The sequence below is a fragment of the Psychromonas sp. SR45-3 genome (assembly GCF_014163575.1).
In the GTDB taxonomy this organism is placed as follows: Bacteria; Pseudomonadota; Gammaproteobacteria; order Enterobacterales; family Psychromonadaceae; genus Psychromonas; species Psychromonas arctica.
Window position 1 is genome coordinate 225,496 of the sequence record NZ_JACJDP010000001.1, and the last position, 17,095, is coordinate 242,590.

The window sequence follows — 17,095 nt, forward strand, 5'->3', positions numbered from 1 at the left end:
CTTAAATAATTTAGAAAAGGACAACAATGGACAAGTTTGATCAACTATTTGATTTTTCAAATAAAAAATTAAGCTTGTACCGTTTTTCATTGCCCCTTAAAAAAACCATCAATTTTAAAGCTCATCATTTAAACACCCGTGAAGGACTGTGGTTAATTGAACACAACCCACATGGGCAAGATTATATTGGTGAAGTATCGCCATTGCCTGGTTTTAGCCAAGAAACGCTTGCAGCATGTCAAACACAACTAATCAATGCCTTAAAAGTACGAACTGCAACCAATCAAGACATGTGCAAACAACAAACAAATCATCAACAAGCACATTTGACAACGCCTTTTTTACCGAGTGTCAGCTTTGCTTTATTTTGTTTACAGCAACGCATTCCTTGGGCATTACAAACACGTAATGTAGCGCAAGATATTACCTTAATTACCATCCCTTTATTACAAGGTAGCCTAAACGAGATCATCAAGCGCTATAGAGAGCTAAATTATCCAGCAACAGTAAAATTGAAAGTAGCGCGTTTATCGGTGGCAGAGGATATCAAAGTGATAAAAAGCCTTATTGAACTTAACCCCACTGTTCAGCTACGCTTAGATGCCAATCAGCAATGGACTGCAATTCAATATATCGATTTTCTAAAAACGATTGACTGCAAATGTATTGATTATATTGAAGAACCAACGCTTTCCATTGAGGATAATATATCTATTTCAACACAATTTAAGGTCTCTATTGCATTAGATGAGAGCTTATTAATATGCCATGCATTGCCTACCAGTAACTGCATTAAAGCATTGATCATCAAACCCACTTTGATTGGCTATCCTGCTCATATTCAAGCTTTATTAACACACGCACAACAGCAACAATTAAGTCTTAGCATCAGTGCGAGTTTTGAATCGCCGATCGCTCTGCAGCAGCTGGCTTATCTAGCAAAGCAATGGCAACAACAAACTCAATTAAAGGTCAGCTTAGGCTTAGACACCTTACACGCCTTCCAACCTGAAATAAGTCATGCTATTAAAGATAATTTAGACTTACAAAGGTTCATGACATCTCAGGCAACTTGTATATGGCATTATTAATTAACCACTGCCCCGTTCGCTGGCATGCTATTTACCATAGTCACTTGACTGCACTACAATATGATCAACAGTCGATCACTTATCAGCAGTTAGATCAACTATTATGCGCATTGCAAGAGCAACTACTGACACAAATTGACCTAAACACTCAACCGTCAATGATCAGACTTGCTTGTGTCGCCAGTAACAGCATTGAGTTGCTATTAATGCAATTATTATGCGTACGAACAGGCTGGCTATTTTGTCCGCTAAATCCGCGTTTTACCGCTACTGAGATTGCACAAAGGTTGGCAGTATTAAATACACCTTACTGTTGGATTGAGAATGCGCAAGCTACAGATTTCCTATCTGCCTCGTTACCTCAATTACAGATAGATTTTGAATTACTGCTATCAAATCTGCACCAACAGGCATCATATTCTATTACAACAAATATCCCTTCTTCTGCAGTAAAGCTCGCACCTTTACTGATTGAACCAGAACAAGCTTGTAATATTATTTTTACTTCTGGTAGCAGTGGCTTTCCTAAAGCTATTGTCCATAATTATCGTAATCACTTTTTCAGCGCACAGGGCTCACAAATGCTGATCCCTCTTGCCCCACAGGACCACAACTTATTATCGTTACCACTGTTTCATATTGGTGGTTATGCAACGGTATTACGAACCATTATTGCAGGTGCATGCATACATCTAACAACGGCTCCATTAACAGTTGCCTTATTACAGCAACACAGGATCACACACTTATCCCTAGTTTCAACGCAATTGATCCGCTTATTGGCAGATTCATTATTTAACGCCAAGCAATGTAGCATCAAACATGTTTTATTAGGTGGAAGTGCTTTTTCAGAAGCACACCTAGCAGCGTTAGCCGCACGCGGGTTTCACTATCACTTAAGTTACGGCAGTACTGAAATGGCCTCGCAAGTTGCCACCTCAGAGAACAGTAGTCAGCTGCAGGTTTTGCCATATAGAGAAATAAAGATACACAAAGGTGAAATCTATATTGCTGGCAAAACAAGATTTATTGGGTATTTCCAAGATAATGCAATACATAAAATTGCAGCAGAAGAATGGGTTGCAAGTGGTGACTTAGGAACTCTGAACAAACATCAATTATCCATTATAGGGCGTAAAGATAGGCAATTTATTAGTGGTGGCGAAAATATTCAGCCGGAAGAGATAGAGCGAGTATGTTTACAATATAGTCGTGTTAAACAAGCTTATATTTGTCCCACCAAGGATCAACAATATGGGCAGCGCATTGCCCTTTTTGTATTATTTTCAGACTCGACTCAATTTGATCTAGATTGTCAGCAACTTAAACATTACCTTGGCCAACAACTGATCGGTTATAAACAACCAGATCATTATCTTGCTTGGCCTTTGCAATTAGCAAATAACCAAGCATTAAAAGTACCCAAACAAGTTTTCACAGACAGCTTAAGTAAGCAAGGACTAACCTAAAGTACGTTTGATACTATGCTCATATACCAATTGTTCTGCATCATTGATTAAGGACAGTAAATCAGTATGATTTTCTTTTTTATACTCAACAATTCCGGTATCAATCACTAAACGACTTTTTCTAATGGAGCTTGAATTAAACTTTTTAACGTTATTGTCTAAGCGAGGAAACAACCCAGTATCAGTAATATGATATTCACTATCTGTCATTAAAATAACAAATTCATCGCCACCAATACGCGCTACTAAATCGGTTTCTCTAAAGGTGTCAGTCAATATTTTTGCAAAAGATATTAATAATTGATCTCCTTCTGCTTCACCATGATCTAAATTAGCCTTAGTCATGCCAATGACATCAATATATAGAGCAAAGAAAGGTTTGTTAGCACGTTGGCTTAAACGGAAATAATTTTCTCCGGCACTGACAATACCACGATGGTTTAATAAGCCTGTTAGTTCGTCGGTTAGCATCAATTCATAATTTTTATCTAATAAAGATTTATCAACGGTAATATCACGGGTGATTTCAATAATCCCTTGAATTTGTTTTTCTGTTGAATAATAGGGATGCTGAATAACTTCATAGGTTCGTGCCTCGCCTGTTGCAGTATATTTAATAGTTTCTATGCGATGCACTTGCTCTGTATTCTTAGTTTTTAGTAGAGGACACACACTTTTATTACATTGCAAACACGTAAATAGAGCATCACAGTCTGTATCTAATAAATCATCCACTTGATGCCCGCTTAATTGTGCCAACACTTTATTGACAAAAGTAGTGCGTCCTTGAAGGTTAAAAATACGCACGCCTAATGGTAATAAATCCATAAATTGCGTTTGATCGAATACGGATGATTTTAAAGATTGATTGAGTGATTTACGGTCACTAATATCTTTAATGTAACCAATATAACCAATCATTTCTTTACTCAATTGCGAATTTGCATAATAGAAAATCTTATAACTTGAAGGATCATTTTCTTTTAATTTCTCGGGTTCTACTTCAATGCAACCACCGGCTTGATTAATATCCGCAATAGACATGGTTAAGGCCTCAGGTTCAATTGCTGCACTCTGTTTTTTATCTAATAACTGCGCTCTAGTAAGATTAAAGAAACGATAAAACGCTTTATTAGCAACAATATATTCATTATTAAAGCCTTTAACAAAAATAGGGAAAGGTAAACCATCTAAAAAACACTGGTAGCGTAATTGCAACCGACTCAGAGCCATACACTTTCTAATGGCATACGCTAACGTTAATAGCAACATCAATAATAGAATAACTGTGATCGCATATCGATCAGATTGCGAAATATACAACTTCATCATCGGAGAAAAAGTGAATACGCCACCTACCGCATAACCACGCGTATCATGAACTGGCATAAAAACAGCAATGCCATCTTGTCCTGCAATACGAGTATTGACTGAAAAGCGTTTCAATTGCATTAGTTTTGTTTCTTCTGCTAGGCTTAAGCTCTGCTTTAATTGCGCCAAATTAGCCGCACTTAGCTGTCCCAATGCAAAGTTTGATTTGTTTTCGTTGATGCCAATATAAAAAGCATCAGAAAAGGCCGTTTCTTGATATAACTTAGCTTTTTGTTGGGTCGATAAGAGTGGTCTTTTTGCTAACAAATATTGCGATTTGACTTCGCTAGTTGCAGTTAATATTTGTTTCATTGCAGTTAATGGCATAGCAATTTCTACCACTGCGATGAAACTATTATTGCGATTAAAAACAGGAAAAAAGTAGCTATATAGATAACGGCCATTTTTCAAGGACAAACCAAATGACGCCTCTTTACTTTGTAATACCTTTCTCAAGGTTGTATTGTCGACGTTATTTTTATTACTTGGTTCTGTAAATTTTTGCAATGTTAACAACGATTCACCATTACTGAGATACACCTGTTGATGTTCAAAATATTGGAGACTGCTACGAAATAAAGGATGTAATTTTTCATACAAGCTTTGCTTAATCGAGGCTAAAACTTGAGGGGCGTTTATATTGTTATTTGCCTTTTCTATTAAGGGTAAAATCGCTTCATTATGATATTGTAAAGTATACAGTAAGCTAGCATTAGACTTCACTTGAGCTAATGCAGAGACGTAACTATTGTATACTGCACGCTCAACTAATTGACGTTGTTGTTTTTGGCTTTGATCATTGGACATGAACAGAAAAATAGAAGTGATTAAGATGACAATGAGTACCACAAAAATAAAGTCAGAAGAGTGGAAACGCTTTGCTCTCAACATGGTAAACCCAAATAAATATACAAAAATTAATAATGAGTATATATCAATTAGACTAGGCACAGTTGATATTTTAAGGGTGTTTTCGAAGCAATTAAACCACTGTCAGGTAATGACTCTTTAACAACAGATGATAACGGCATCATTATAAAAAGTACAAATGGCTAAAAATACTTCAATATTTTTCGCTAAAAGCCTATTAAGCTTAACCTTCAACAAAAGTAATGACAAAAGACTAATCAACACAATAAGATGCAAAGACATAATAGGTATTTCTAATATTATTCGTTAGAATCATACCTCCCCGATAGCAGAGAGCAGTTTATGGATATTTACAAATTAAAATCTAGCTTTATTCACCCAAGATATTGGTTAGCTTGGATAGGGATCTTAATTCTCTTTTTATCATCATTATTGCCTTATTCAACAATATTGAATATTGGTAAATACCTAGGGCGACTAGCGATCCCTTTTGCTAAAAATCGATTTCATACTGCACGTCGTAATATTGAATTATGTTTTCCTGAACTAACACCAGAACAAGTTGATCAGAAAGTAAAAACTAACTTCGAAAATACTGGTATTGCTTTATTAGAAATGGGAATGGCTTGGTTTTGGCCAAGTTGGCGTGTACGCGGTTTACTAACTGTGCGAGGCATTGAACATCTAAAAAAAGCTACGCGACAAGGTAACGGTATTATCTTTTTGGGCGCACATTTTTTAACTTTAGAAATGGGCGCACGTGCATTAGGCTTGATTCACCCAAGTTATGCAGTGTATAGAAAAAATAGTAACGAAGTCTTAGATTATTGGTTTTACTGGGGACGTATGCGAGAGCATAAAGCCATGCTAGATCGCAAAGATTTTAAAGCGATGTTACGCGTATTAAAAACTGGACAGGCATTATGGTACGCGCCCGACCATGATTATGGTCGACACAAAAGCAGTATATTTGCACCCTTTTTCGATGTAGAGAATGCCAACACAGTATCTGGCACAAGTACGTTAGCTCGCGTTAAAAATAGTGTTGTTATTCCAGTATTTTTAAAGCGTTTACCTGGTTCAGAGGGCTATGAGTTAATTTTTTATGAGGCGTTAAGTGACTTTCCAAGCCAGGATTTAAAGGCTGATACCACTTATACTAATCAACAGATAGAGCGCATGGTTAGCGAGTGTGATGATCAATATATGTGGTTACACCGTCGCTTTAAGACCCGACCAGAGGGAGAACCTTCGGTCTATTAATAGCACTTGTGAATAAAGCTTGATTTAACCAGAATTGAGGTTAAATAAACGAATAAAGGCGAGTTACGTTACAAAGCAATCTCGCCTTTATTTTTATCCCTCTTAGTTCGCCGATCCCTCTGTGTCTTGATTTATTTTAAAAACATTAGCTGTGCCAAAAACCAGCTACTAATTTAATCTAAAACAAGATATTAGCTTAATCCAAAAAAAACACTGACTTAGTCCAAAAAAAGCTGCTCCCATACGGCAATGACAGCATTACGATCTTCGACTAATTGATCTATATGTGTAATACGTTTCTTTTTACCCAAGCTTAAACGATGGGCCGCATCTCGAATATGGCAGTAGGCATCGATTAATTGTTTTGCTTGCAACTCAGTTAATAACCCAAGCTGTTCGCAAGCAGCAAAAATGCGCAAATTATCCGACCACTCTGTTAAACGCTCAGGGAACTCACTGGCATGAGCTAGCACCAGATACTGTGCGATAAACTCAATATCGACCATCCCCCCAGGAGACTGCTTAAGATCAAATTCCTGACTTTCAGCACGATTCAAATGATCACGCATTTTAGCACGCATCTCTGATACGTCTTTTTTTAACAGCTGTTGATCTCGCGTTTGACTTAATATTTCTGCCCGTATTTGCGTGAACTCTTGCTGCATAATGCTATCAATAAACACTGGGCGAGCGCGGACCAAGGCTTGATGCTCCCATGTCCATGCATTTTCTTTTAAATAGCGATGAAACCCAGCCATACCTGCGACAAGCGCCCCAGAATCGCCAGATGGACGCAAACGCATATCTATTTCATACAAGATGCCAGAATTAGTACGAGAGCTAAATAAGTGAATAATACGTTGCGCTAAACGGAAATAAAATAACTGATTATCGATACTACGAGAGCCGTTGGTTACTCCTGATATATTAGTATCATGTAAAAATACCACGTCTAGATCTGACTCATAGCCAAGCTCTAAACCGCCCATTTTACCATAACCAATAACAGCAAACCCCTTACGGTCAGTGTCCGCAACATTACTTGGTATACCAAATTTTTCAGTGATTTGAGCCCAAGCTATTTGCACCACATACTCAAGAATAGCCTCACTTAAACAAGTTAGATGATCACTTACCTGGGGTAATTTAATCCCCTTTGCAATATCAGCGGTGGCAATATGTAAAAATTGCATCTGTTTAAATTGACGCAACGCTTCCATTTGCTGTTCCATATCCTCTTCAGGAATACGCAGCATAAACTGCTGTAACTCGCTTCTATAGTTACTTAACTCAGTTGGATGATAGAGTTTTTGAGGGTCTAACAACTCATCCAGTAAGATAGGATGGCGTGCCAACTGTGCTGACACTCGAGGACTGGCTGAACATAATTTCAATAACTGATTTAGAGCCCCCTCATTTTCATTTAATAACTCCAAATAAGCAGTACGGCGCATAATATTTAAAATCAAATGATGAATGCGTTCAAAAAGACTGTCCGGATGAGTAAAGGCACAAGTTAAAGCAATAATTCTTGGTAATAATTTATCAATTGTCTCTTGTCCTCTTGGGCCAATCGGACGGCGACTAATATCTTCTTTTAAAGAGACAATCATTTTTGAAAATGCTGCAACCTGCTTAGCGGACTTGCTGCTTTGTTTAATATGTTTACTTAAAATAGGCTCAATTTCTTCACTAGAAAGCTGCAACTCCCACAATTCAACAAACTCTTCTTGTGGTTCATTTTGTTGCTCATCAGATTCTCCAATAACCCAATTGAACTCCTTATGTACGTTTTCCATTACTTTATTTAAGCGTGCATAAAAACTTTCCCAGTCTTCAAACTTCATGACTTTAATTAAGCGTAGCTTATCTAATTCGTTATTCGGTAAGGTCTGCGTTTGCTGATCGCCAATTTGCTGCAATACATTTTCCACTGCACGTAAAAAATGATATGAATCTAATAAACAAGCAACCCTATCCGCCGGCAATACCTCTGTTTCTGCAATCACTTTTAAGGTTTGTTGTAACCCTTTGCATTGCAATTGCAAATCCCTTCCACCGTGAATAAGCTGAAAGGCTTGAGCAACAAATTCAATTTCGCGGATCCCGCCCATACCCAATTTTATATTATCTTTTAAACCTTTACGACGAACTTCAGCACTGATCATTGCTTTCATTTTTCGTAATGATTCAATGGCACTAAAATCAATATAACGCCTAAATACAAAGGGCCTAAGCATCGCTTCAAGCTCTCGCTTATAGGCTCCTTCTTTGCCTAAAACACGCGCTTTGACCATCGCATAGCGTTCCCATTCTCGACCATGAGTTTGATAATAGTCTTCAATAGAATTAAAGGTTGTTACTAATGGTCCAGACTCACCAAAAGGACGTAAACGCATATCCACACGATATACGAAACCATCAACGGTTATTTGGTGTAATGCTGCAATTAAACGTTGCCCTAATTTAGTGAAAAATGCAGAGTTTTCAATAACCCGTCTCCCGCCTTCGGTTTGGCCGCGTTCAGGGTAAGAAAAGATAAGGTCAATATCAGAAGAGAAGTTGAGTTCTTTACCACCTAACTTACCCATGGCAAAAATATACATGGTTTGTTGCTCTCCTGACTCCCCGATTGGCGTACCTTGCTCTTGGCATTGCAACTGATATAACCAATTTAAGCTTTGTAAAATTAACTGATCAGCTAATAATGAAATGTGGATAAAACTTTCCTGTAAAGTACTTAGGTTTAAGAGCTCTCGCCAAGCAATCACCACCATATGCTTGCGCCTAAAAAAACGTAATGTTTGGTGTAATTGCCCTTCATTTTCAATCTCTGACAGAGCAGTTTTTAGTTCTATTATCAGTTGTTCAGTACGATCCGCTGTAGTTAATAAATTACTTTCAAATAAGCAGGGAATAAGAGTTGGTTGCTTTATTAAAGATTCAGCAACAAAATCACTTAATGCAAAGACTTCATGTAATTGCTGAGTGTGATCTTCACTTAAACTCGATAAATCAAAACGTTCACCAAGTTGCTGTATATATTTTTGTGCTACTTCGTTTAATAAAGACATACATTACTCACAATAAGATTCGATGGTTGAGGAAGGCGCTACTTTGATAGAGTTTACCTTCCTGAAAATAAAAAGTGAGGTAAAAAAAGCATCATAAGCTGATCCTTAGTCTAAAATTCATGATCCTACGCACAGAATAAAATATTACTAATGACGCAATAATCAGCCCTAAAGCTCACCATGACAAACCTACTCTACATTTTTACAATGATAGTCATTGAAAAGTGCTTTTAAAGCGCCATTATTATCACACTAGCAACGATTTAACATAGATAATTAGCTGACTAAGATAGTGACAACGAGTAGACTTTAATAACAGCATTCACACCGAGTTAAGTAAAACGACGAAAATAAACGCAGAAATCCATTGACATATAATGACTTGGCTACTAAATTAATACTCACATGACATTTAATGTCAAACACGGTTAAGGAACACGATGAATATTCATACTATTGCTACCCATTTAAATAAATTAGCAGACGATACCGAAACGGGCTTCAATTTTGACTGTACGCCAATCAATGGTGAAATAGATGTACTACAAGTAGAGATTATTGACCGCGAAGAGATCCCTATTTTTGTTTCTATCAGTGACAACCAAATTTTATGTATTGCCTATTTATGGGGTGAAGATGAAATTAAATCAGAACTTAGAGCAAATATGATGGAAGCAATGTTAGAAATGAACATTCCTATGCCGCTTTCTTCTTTTGCTAAAGTCGAAGACAAGTATGTTGTCTTTGGCGCGCTATCAATCAACTCAAGCTTAGAAGATATAGAGCTTGAATTGGTTACACTAAGCGATAACAGCCTTGAAGTGATCAGTGAAATGGATAGCTACTTAAATTAATTCGGAGTTTAAAATGAACATATTTAGAAAAATAATCACTGCTGTACGTGGTGGTGCAACTGAAGCTGGTGAAGCAATTGTAGATGCTAACTCGACTAGAATTTTTGCTCAAGAAATTCGTGATTCAGAAAAACATATCACTATTGCCAAACGTGATTTGACTACTGTGATGGCTAAACAAATGCAAACAGCTCGCGAATTAGCGCAATTACAAGCCAGCATCAAAGAGCATGAAGGTTACGCAATGCAAGCGCTAAACCAAGGCAATGAACCGTTAGCGATTGAAGTCGCTGAAAAAATAGCGGAACTTGAAAGTAATGCAGCAGATCAACAACAAGCAAATGAAAGTTTCTTAAATAGTATTGATCGCTTAAAAGAATTGATTAAAAAGAGTGAGCGCAAATTAACTGAATATAAACGCCAGTTAACCATGGTAAAAACCACTGAGAGTGTACAAAAAGCGACGTCTGCAATTTCAGATAACTTTACTGCAAGCAACTCTAAATTATTAAATGCCAAAGATTCGCTAGAACGAATCAAACAAAAACAAGCAATGTTTGATGATAAGCTGCAGGCAGCAGAGCAATTAGCCTCTGAGAACACGGACCAATCGTTAAAAAATAAACTGCAAGATGCTGGCATTGGCGCTCAACAAAATAGTGCGCAATCAGTATTAGATCGATTAAAAAATAAATAAATTATATTTTGAAACATCACTAATACAGTTACTATAACAATAAAGCACGACTTGCTTAGGCAGTCGTGTTTTTTTGCATCTACCTAACGCTTACCATCACATATTTGCTAAAGGATATTTATGCGTTTTTTAAAATCGTTATTTAGTAAACAAGCAACGACACCAACACGTGCTTTGAATCAACCTGATCAGCTGTTAATGGGTGATATTTTTTGTTTCGGTGATAGTTTTGCATTACCTGAAGTAATGCGTAAACAACAGCTACAAGTTAACGACGTCATTACCATTGAATTTAAACATCAGCATTATGTACAATTGATTGCGCAAGGTAGTGATCAAAAATTGGTTTATCTGAGTTTCCCTAAAAACCCTAAAAACCTTATGCAGTGCAGCCTATTATTGACACGTGCTGAAGTAGAAGCTTTATTTGATATGGATGCTTTTTCTGAAATTTTTGAAGCCCCTGGTAATGCCCGTTTAATACCGACAGCCAAACAACACGCTTACGCAGATATGTTAGCCGCGGAATATATTCAACAAGACTTTTCAACATCTGGTTACATTCATCAAGCCGATTATCGGGACAGTAAACCACCACAACATACTGATCAGGAACATAGCCAAGAATTTGAATATTATTCACTAGAAGGTAATGAAGGTTTACGTAAGATAGAAATCTTTATTTTTGAGAATGGTGATACCGATGTATATTTATCAAGCTTGCGCCCTGCAAGTGATATTGCAGAATTATGGATCAAAGGAGAATAAACATGCCAAATGGTGAATTACCTAAAAAATGGCAGCAATCAGCAAAAGTTGTCAAAGCAGTACAAATAGCTTTCGATATGGATAGCAAGCTGCAATATAGCATTCGCCGTAGCGCATTAGATGAAGGGATCAGCCCTTCAGAAAAGATCAGAGACTTATTAGAATTAACCACACACAAAAAGCCTAAACGCCCACGTTTAACAGTTAGCTTAAGTACAGAAGATTATATGCAACTGGGGCAACGCTATAATATTTCAGCCGAAAACCAATTAGATATTAAAAAATGTGTGATCGAGGAGTTAACTAAATTTGCTTCTAACAGTGAATATTTTAAAGAAAAATAAATACAATACTCTTTACCAATCAAAAGGCTTTAGCTCCTTGAATGGTAAAGGGTACATGACTACAGAGCAACTGCACTTGTTAGCAATCAACTGGTTATAGGTTTATAACCAGTAACTTTGTGCAACAAACATCTCAGCCAAAAAATAATCCTATATAGTGTTTAGCAATATTAAACTTTGGTTAAAAGCACCGTATAACCATAAATTTCTTTAGTCATATCAGTCACTTCTTTCAATACAACCACAGAACCTTCTACTGTTTCTTTCACTTGTACCAAGCTGTTATTGATTTCTTCAGCAACTGTTGCCTGATCCTTAGCAGCAGAAGCTATTTGATAATTTAGCTCAGAAATATGATTTACTTTACCAACGATGTCAGAAAGTTTAATACCCGCTTTGGTCACTTCTTTCACCCCAATTTCAGCTTCTTTAACGCTACTATCCATTAAACCAACAGCTTGTTGTGCACTCTTTTGTAACTGTTCGATCATTGCTTGAATTTCAACTGTCGCATCTTGTGTTCGTTTGGCAAGGCTTCGAACTTCATCAGCAACCACCGCAAAACCACGTCCATATTCACCGGCGCGTGCAGCTTCAATCGCTGCATTTAAGGCTAATAAGTTGGTTTGGTCAGATATACTGCGGATCGTGTCAACCACACTTCCAATACTCTCAACTTTACTTTCTACGTTATTAACGGCAATTGCTGAATCATCGATATTTTTAGACAATGAATTAATGGAAGTGATCGTCGCATCAACAGCACTGCGACCTTCTTCAGCGACATTTGTAGCTTCCAAGGTAGAAGTTGAGGCACTTTCTGCATTACCTTCTACTTCTTTTACGGCAGTAGTCATTTGATTCATTGCCGTCGCTAGTAACTCTATTTGCTCAAACTCTTCAGCCACGGATTCATTGATAACTTCCATGCATGCACCAAATTGTTCAGTCACTTCATGCAATTGAGTCAAGGTACCAGCTGCACTTTCACTATACTTTGTAGCCTCTTCAATCTGGCTATTTGCAACGAGATAAAGCTGAGAGAAAGCCCCTTCTAATTGTTCTGGTTTTGAGGTACTAGGGTCTTGAAGATATTGTTGCAAAACTGCGAGTTGCTTATGGTTACAGTAATGTTGCCATACCACGACTAAAACTAATAAAAAGACAACAATAAAGGTAGCCACTAAATTAACCACAAAAAACTGATTAATAACTAATATAAACAATGCTCCGAGGAAAAATAGAATAAGACCTTTGGTCAGAGAAGACGTATTAACTAATTTTTTTTCTAAGCTATTTAACTGTACTTGTGCCATATATTAACTCGATTTAATAAAAGAAAAAGGAAGAGGGATAGTAATCTATCAATTGTAATCGAAAAATATTAGTTGAAATATTTTCAAAATCTACTCAATTATAGTTAAAAAAGCACATTTATTATTATTTATCTAACCTTGGCTTCTTATTGTGCATCATTGAAATATAAACAGAAAAAATTGTATTTATTTCATACAAAAAAGACATGGGTTTTGGAAGCACTGATTGAAGCAATAACTATTTATAGCTTCAATCAGTTAACCTAAAAAATAAAGGAAGTAATAATGGGGTCGTTCAAGTTACCTTGAACTTGGTTTAATTATCAGGGTCAATCCAATACATTTCATTTAATAGTGCACGTTGTTTAGATTGTTCAATCGCACTTAATAAAGAATATTGCTTACGCTTAACCCACTTGAGATATTCATTTTTCGTTTCGCTACTTTCTTCATCAAGAGCTACTTCATATATAGTATCAAGCATCGATAACTCATGAATTCCCTGATAAATATCTAACCATGGATAACAATACTCAGCAATTCGTTCCGTGCTAAATAAATTACCAAAGCTAAACCCTGTCATTAAGTTTGCCGCTAGCAACCCTTGGTGTGCGAGTAGTTTGTCAATACTTAGTAAGGGTTCAGAAGATAATGCTATTTTTAATTTAGACCATCCCTCGGTTAATGCAGTATCAGAAAAAGAGAGTAATGATACTGGCTGCTCGTCAGTTTGTGGTGTTTTTTCAAGCTGAATTAACCATTCCGTTAACCCTAAAACAAAGTGGCAATAGCGAGAACTGTGCAACATATTAAAAATATCTTCTTCGCTTGGAAGCGCCTGATCAGCTAAACGTAGTTTTTTCTGTAATTGCTTTAATCTCGGTAATTTTCGAATATAGTAAGCTTTATTCTCTAATAAATTTCTAAAAACTAAACGTTCATCTACCCATGAAAAGCTTCTAGCAAGCCATTGTAGGTCTTCAATCCAAGCACAACCGACAAAAGAGACGCCAGCTTCCTTAAAAAGATGAATATTTTGATGTAAAAACATAATACTTTTTTGCAACTCCACTAAGGCGCTAAAATCACCTCCTTCAAGGTAGCAATTTTCATGATACTGCAAATGTTTTAAACCATGTTGAAAATTTACTGACATCGCTTCTTGTAAATTCATATCATGATTTAAAGTAGAAAAGTCGATTGGTTTAACGACAAAATCAGCTCCTTCTGTGAGCATATATCCACGCTGAGCTTTACTTACATTGCCTAAACGTACTTGCGGTAATGAGGCAATATCTTGTGCTAAAACAAATAATTTAGATTCATCACCTTTCACTAATTCTAATTCAATTTCACAAATATCAGCTTCGCCTTGCGTAGCAATAATTTTCCCACAATCATAAGCGACTTCAATTAATGTCCCATCAGGCATTTCCAACAACCAATGTAAACGATTGAAATCAGTACTAAATAAAGGAGATAACTGTGATTGTAATTGATTTATATTACAATCTTCTGGCCAAATTTTACTGTTAAATCGGGACAGTTCTGGTTGCAACCCTTCTATCGGTTCATTGTATTCAGGTCGTTGATGCAAGCCCCCTATCACTCGACCAGAGGTTTTAATCGTTTGCGTACATTGGTCATCAATTCGACGTACTCTTAATCCCATATCCATGGTTCTTAGCGCACGCAGAGGAGTCTCAAAATAAACGTTATATAGCATTTGGTTTTTATGAGAAATGACTTTGTATTGGCTTATTTTAGCCAATAGTTCATCGGCAAAATGCGCATTAAAAAAGAACTTAATTTCTATCTCTGTTTCCATAATTTATACCTAAAATAGCCCTTCATTTAATAACCAAGATCATTTTTAATCGTAAAATTTCCTCAATTATACTAAATTGATGTTCTATTGTGTGCAAAAGAAAGTTAACATGCGCCGCATATTAGATGTTCTATTTGATCATTATGTGGTTACCAAACCATCAAAAATTAAGGTGAATCATGCCAGTTAATTCGATATTTGGAGTGTTTGCAAAATCTCCAATCAAACCGATCCAATTACACATGGACAAAGTTGCGACTTGTAGCGAATTGCTACTTCCATTTTTTGAAGCATGTTCAAAAAATGATTGGGTAGAAGCAGAAGTTGTGAGAAAGCAAATATCTCAATATGAGAAACAAGCCGATGAGCTAAAACGTGAATTACGCTTAACGCTGCCAAAAGGTTTGTTTATGCCTATTGACCGCGCTGATTTATTAGAGCTAGTTAATCGCCAAGATAAAATTGCTAATACAGCAAAAGACATTGCTGGGCGTACTTTTGGGCGCCAATTACAAATCCCTAATGAAATCTTCGTTGATTTTATGGCTTATGTACAACGCAGCCTAGATGCTATACAGCAAGCAAAAAATGCAATTAATGAGCTAGATGAATTGCTTGAAACGGGCTTTAAAGGTCGTGAAGTAGATATCGTTACTAAAATGATAGAAGTACTTGAAACGATTGAAGATGATACAGACTCATTGCAAATCAAACTTCGTCGTAACTTATTAGCCATTGAAGATAATTACAAACCTGTAGATGTCATGTTTTTGTATAAGATTCTCGAATGGGTAGGTAGTCTAGCCGATCACTCAGAATTAATCGGCACCCAGTTAGAACTTATTCTAGCTAGATCGTAGCTCTAAGGACTTTTTATGGAAATTTTAAACACATACGGCAGCATGTTAGTTATATTTGCTGGTGCAGTAGGCTTTTTAATGGCTTGGGGCATCGGTGCAAATGATGTTGCTAATGCAATGGGAACCTCTGTTGGTTCAAAAGCGTTAACCATTAAACAAGCAATTATCATTGCAATGATTTTTGAATTTGCTGGTGCTTACTTAGCAGGCGGAGAAGTAACCTCTACGATCCGTAAAGGGATTATTGATGTCGCTTACTTTATTGACCAACCCGAGTTGCTCGTATTTGGTATGACTGCAGCACTATTAGCCGCAGGCTTATGGCTAATTATAGCCTCTTACTTCGGCTGGCCAGTATCAACAACGCATTCTATCGTTGGTGCTATCGTTGGTTTCTCTGCTGTTGGTGTCGGTGTTGATAGTGTCACTTGGAGTAAAGTAGTCGGTATTATCGGTAGTTGGATAATCACACCGCTAATTTCAGGGATTATTGCTTATTTCATTTTTATGAGTTCGCAAAAGCTAATCTTTAATACCAAAGATCCTATTGCTAATGCAAAACGCTTTGTACCTTTTTATATGTTTTTAGCTGGTTTTATCTTGTCATTAGTGACGATAACTAAGGGCCTTAAACATGTGGGCTTACATGTTAGTACCATGGAAGCCATCGTTTCTGCGGTGATCATTGGTTTGCTTGTGGCAATAACAGGTAAATTCTTTATTAATCGCGTTAAAATTGATCCACAAGCTGACAAACATATGCACTTTGCGAATGTTGAAAAAATATTTGCTGTATTAATGATTGTAACGGCATGTGCAATGGCATTTGCACATGGCTCAAATGATGTTGCAAATGCTATTGGACCACTTGCAGCGGTTGTCAGTATCGTTGAGCATAATGGTCAAATTGCAGCAAAAGCAGAGCTTGCATGGTGGATTTTACCACTAGGTGGTATTGGTATTGTATTAGGCCTTGCTATCTTTGGTAAACGCGTGATGGCGACCATAGGTAATGGTATTACACATTTAACACCTAGCCGAGGTTTTGCCGCCGAATTAGCCGCTGCCTCAACGGTTGTAATTGCATCGGGTACCGGTTTACCTATTTCTACTACGCAAACTTTAGTTGGTGCTGTATTGGGTGTAGGCATGGCACGTGGTATCGCTGCATTAAACTTAGGTGTTGTGCGTAATATTGTTATCTCTTGGATAGTGACATTGCCTATCGGCGCCGGTTTATCAATTGTATTTTTCTACATCTTAAAGAGTGTTTTTTCTTAATAAACGCTC

Annotated in this window: 13 protein-coding genes; 9 read left to right on the forward strand and 4 right to left on the reverse strand. The window is 36.9% G+C overall.

Annotated features, from left to right (window positions below; translation table 11 throughout):
• The first annotated feature begins 26 nt into the window (after positions 1–26).
• Both menC and H5084_RS00960 read left to right on the forward strand, forming a co-directional pair.
• Entirely contained in the window at positions 27–1,091 is a 1,065-nt protein-coding gene (gene menC / locus H5084_RS00955) for an o-succinylbenzoate synthase (RefSeq protein WP_182689259.1), read from the forward strand.
• Positions 1,079–2,560 (forward strand): AMP-binding protein, encoded by a 1,482-nt coding sequence (locus H5084_RS00960; RefSeq protein ID WP_182689260.1) that lies wholly within the window; start codon positions 1,079–1,081, stop codon positions 2,558–2,560. The genes menC and H5084_RS00960 overlap by 13 nt, the downstream gene beginning before the upstream one ends.
• Here H5084_RS00960 and H5084_RS00965 read toward each other — a convergent pair.
• A complete protein-coding gene (locus H5084_RS00965; RefSeq protein ID WP_182689261.1) occupies positions 2,552–4,822 on the reverse strand; it encodes a sensor domain-containing diguanylate cyclase in 2,271 nt (756 codons plus the stop codon). The genes H5084_RS00960 and H5084_RS00965 overlap by 9 nt on opposite strands.
• A 321-nt stretch (positions 4,823–5,143) precedes the next feature.
• On the opposite strand from H5084_RS00965, the gene lpxL reads away from it, so the two are divergent.
• A complete protein-coding gene (gene lpxL, locus H5084_RS00970; RefSeq protein WP_182689262.1) occupies positions 5,144–6,064 on the forward strand; it encodes an LpxL/LpxP family Kdo(2)-lipid IV(A) lauroyl/palmitoleoyl acyltransferase in 921 nt (306 codons plus the stop codon).
• Between the two features lie 218 nt (positions 6,065–6,282).
• Here the strand turns inward: lpxL and glnE are convergent, their stop codons facing one another.
• Complete coding sequence (gene glnE / locus H5084_RS00975; protein ID WP_182689263.1) at positions 6,283–9,138, reverse strand: bifunctional [glutamate--ammonia ligase]-adenylyl-L-tyrosine phosphorylase/[glutamate--ammonia-ligase] adenylyltransferase; 2,856 nt, start codon at positions 9,136–9,138, stop codon at positions 6,283–6,285.
• Positions 9,139–9,578: 440 nt separating this feature from the next.
• Between glnE and H5084_RS00980 the strand changes: the two genes are divergently transcribed.
• The 4 genes from H5084_RS00980 (at position 9,579) to H5084_RS00995 (ending at position 11,801) form a co-directional block, all read left to right on the forward strand.
• Positions 9,579–9,992 carry a YjfI family protein gene (locus tag H5084_RS00980; protein WP_028868951.1) on the forward strand — a complete coding sequence of 138 codons (414 nt, stop codon included), beginning with the start codon at positions 9,579–9,581 and terminating at the stop codon, positions 9,990–9,992.
• A 13-nt stretch (positions 9,993–10,005) separates the two neighbouring features.
• Entirely contained in the window at positions 10,006–10,689 is a 684-nt protein-coding gene (locus tag H5084_RS00985; protein ID WP_028868952.1) for a PspA/IM30 family protein, read from the forward strand.
• A gap of 120 nt (positions 10,690–10,809) precedes the next feature.
• Entirely contained in the window at positions 10,810–11,457 is a 648-nt protein-coding gene (locus H5084_RS00990; protein WP_182689264.1) for a hypothetical protein, read from the forward strand.
• Between the two features lie 2 nt (positions 11,458–11,459).
• On the forward strand, positions 11,460–11,801 hold the full coding sequence (locus H5084_RS00995; protein ID WP_028868954.1) for a hypothetical protein: 342 nt from the start codon (positions 11,460–11,462) through the stop codon (positions 11,799–11,801).
• 170 nt (positions 11,802–11,971) lie between these two features.
• On the opposite strand, the gene H5084_RS01000 is transcribed toward H5084_RS00995, so the two are convergent.
• Positions 11,972–13,117: a methyl-accepting chemotaxis protein gene (locus H5084_RS01000; protein ID WP_182689265.1), complete on the reverse strand. Its 1,146-nt coding sequence runs from the start codon at positions 13,115–13,117 to the stop codon at positions 11,972–11,974.
• A 316-nt stretch (positions 13,118–13,433) separates the two neighbouring features.
• Positions 13,434–14,945 (reverse strand): CYTH and CHAD domain-containing protein, encoded by a 1,512-nt coding sequence (locus H5084_RS01005; protein WP_028868956.1) that lies wholly within the window; start codon positions 14,943–14,945, stop codon positions 13,434–13,436.
• A gap of 179 nt (positions 14,946–15,124) precedes the next feature.
• Here H5084_RS01005 and H5084_RS01010 point away from each other — a divergent pair, with 179 nt between their 5' ends.
• Positions 15,125–15,805: a TIGR00153 family protein gene (locus H5084_RS01010; RefSeq protein WP_028868957.1), complete on the forward strand. Its 681-nt coding sequence runs from the start codon at positions 15,125–15,127 to the stop codon at positions 15,803–15,805.
• A gap of 15 nt (positions 15,806–15,820) precedes the next feature.
• Positions 15,821–17,086: an inorganic phosphate transporter gene (locus H5084_RS01015; RefSeq protein WP_182689266.1), complete on the forward strand. Its 1,266-nt coding sequence runs from the start codon at positions 15,821–15,823 to the stop codon at positions 17,084–17,086.
• Positions 17,087–17,095 lie beyond the last annotated feature (9 nt).

Excerpts from the sequence above, each read along its gene's own strand:
- H5084_RS00995 (WP_028868954.1), top strand. The coding sequence starts at position 11,460 with ATGCCAAATGGTGAATTACCTAAAAAATGGCAGCAATCAGCAAAAGTT.
- H5084_RS00990 (WP_182689264.1), top strand. The coding sequence starts at position 10,810 with ATGCGTTTTTTAAAATCGTTATTTAGTAAACAAGCAACGACACCAACA.
- H5084_RS01000 (WP_182689265.1), bottom strand. The coding sequence starts at position 13,117 with ATGGCACAAGTACAGTTAAATAGCTTAGAAAAAAAATTAGTTAATACG.
- H5084_RS01015 (WP_182689266.1), top strand. The coding sequence starts at position 15,821 with ATGGAAATTTTAAACACATACGGCAGCATGTTAGTTATATTTGCTGGT.
- H5084_RS01005 (WP_028868956.1), bottom strand. The coding sequence starts at position 14,945 with ATGGAAACAGAGATAGAAATTAAGTTCTTTTTTAATGCGCATTTTGCC.
- lpxL (WP_182689262.1), top strand. The coding sequence starts at position 5,144 with ATGGATATTTACAAATTAAAATCTAGCTTTATTCACCCAAGATATTGG.
- H5084_RS00985 (WP_028868952.1), top strand. The coding sequence starts at position 10,006 with ATGAACATATTTAGAAAAATAATCACTGCTGTACGTGGTGGTGCAACT.
- H5084_RS00980 (WP_028868951.1), top strand. The coding sequence starts at position 9,579 with ATGAATATTCATACTATTGCTACCCATTTAAATAAATTAGCAGACGAT.
- H5084_RS00965 (WP_182689261.1), bottom strand. The coding sequence starts at position 4,822 with ATGTTGAGAGCAAAGCGTTTCCACTCTTCTGACTTTATTTTTGTGGTA.
- H5084_RS01010 (WP_028868957.1), top strand. The coding sequence starts at position 15,125 with ATGCCAGTTAATTCGATATTTGGAGTGTTTGCAAAATCTCCAATCAAA.
- menC (WP_182689259.1), top strand. The coding sequence starts at position 27 with ATGGACAAGTTTGATCAACTATTTGATTTTTCAAATAAAAAATTAAGC.
- glnE (WP_182689263.1), bottom strand. The coding sequence starts at position 9,138 with ATGTCTTTATTAAACGAAGTAGCACAAAAATATATACAGCAACTTGGT.
- H5084_RS00960 (WP_182689260.1), top strand. The coding sequence starts at position 1,079 with ATGGCATTATTAATTAACCACTGCCCCGTTCGCTGGCATGCTATTTAC.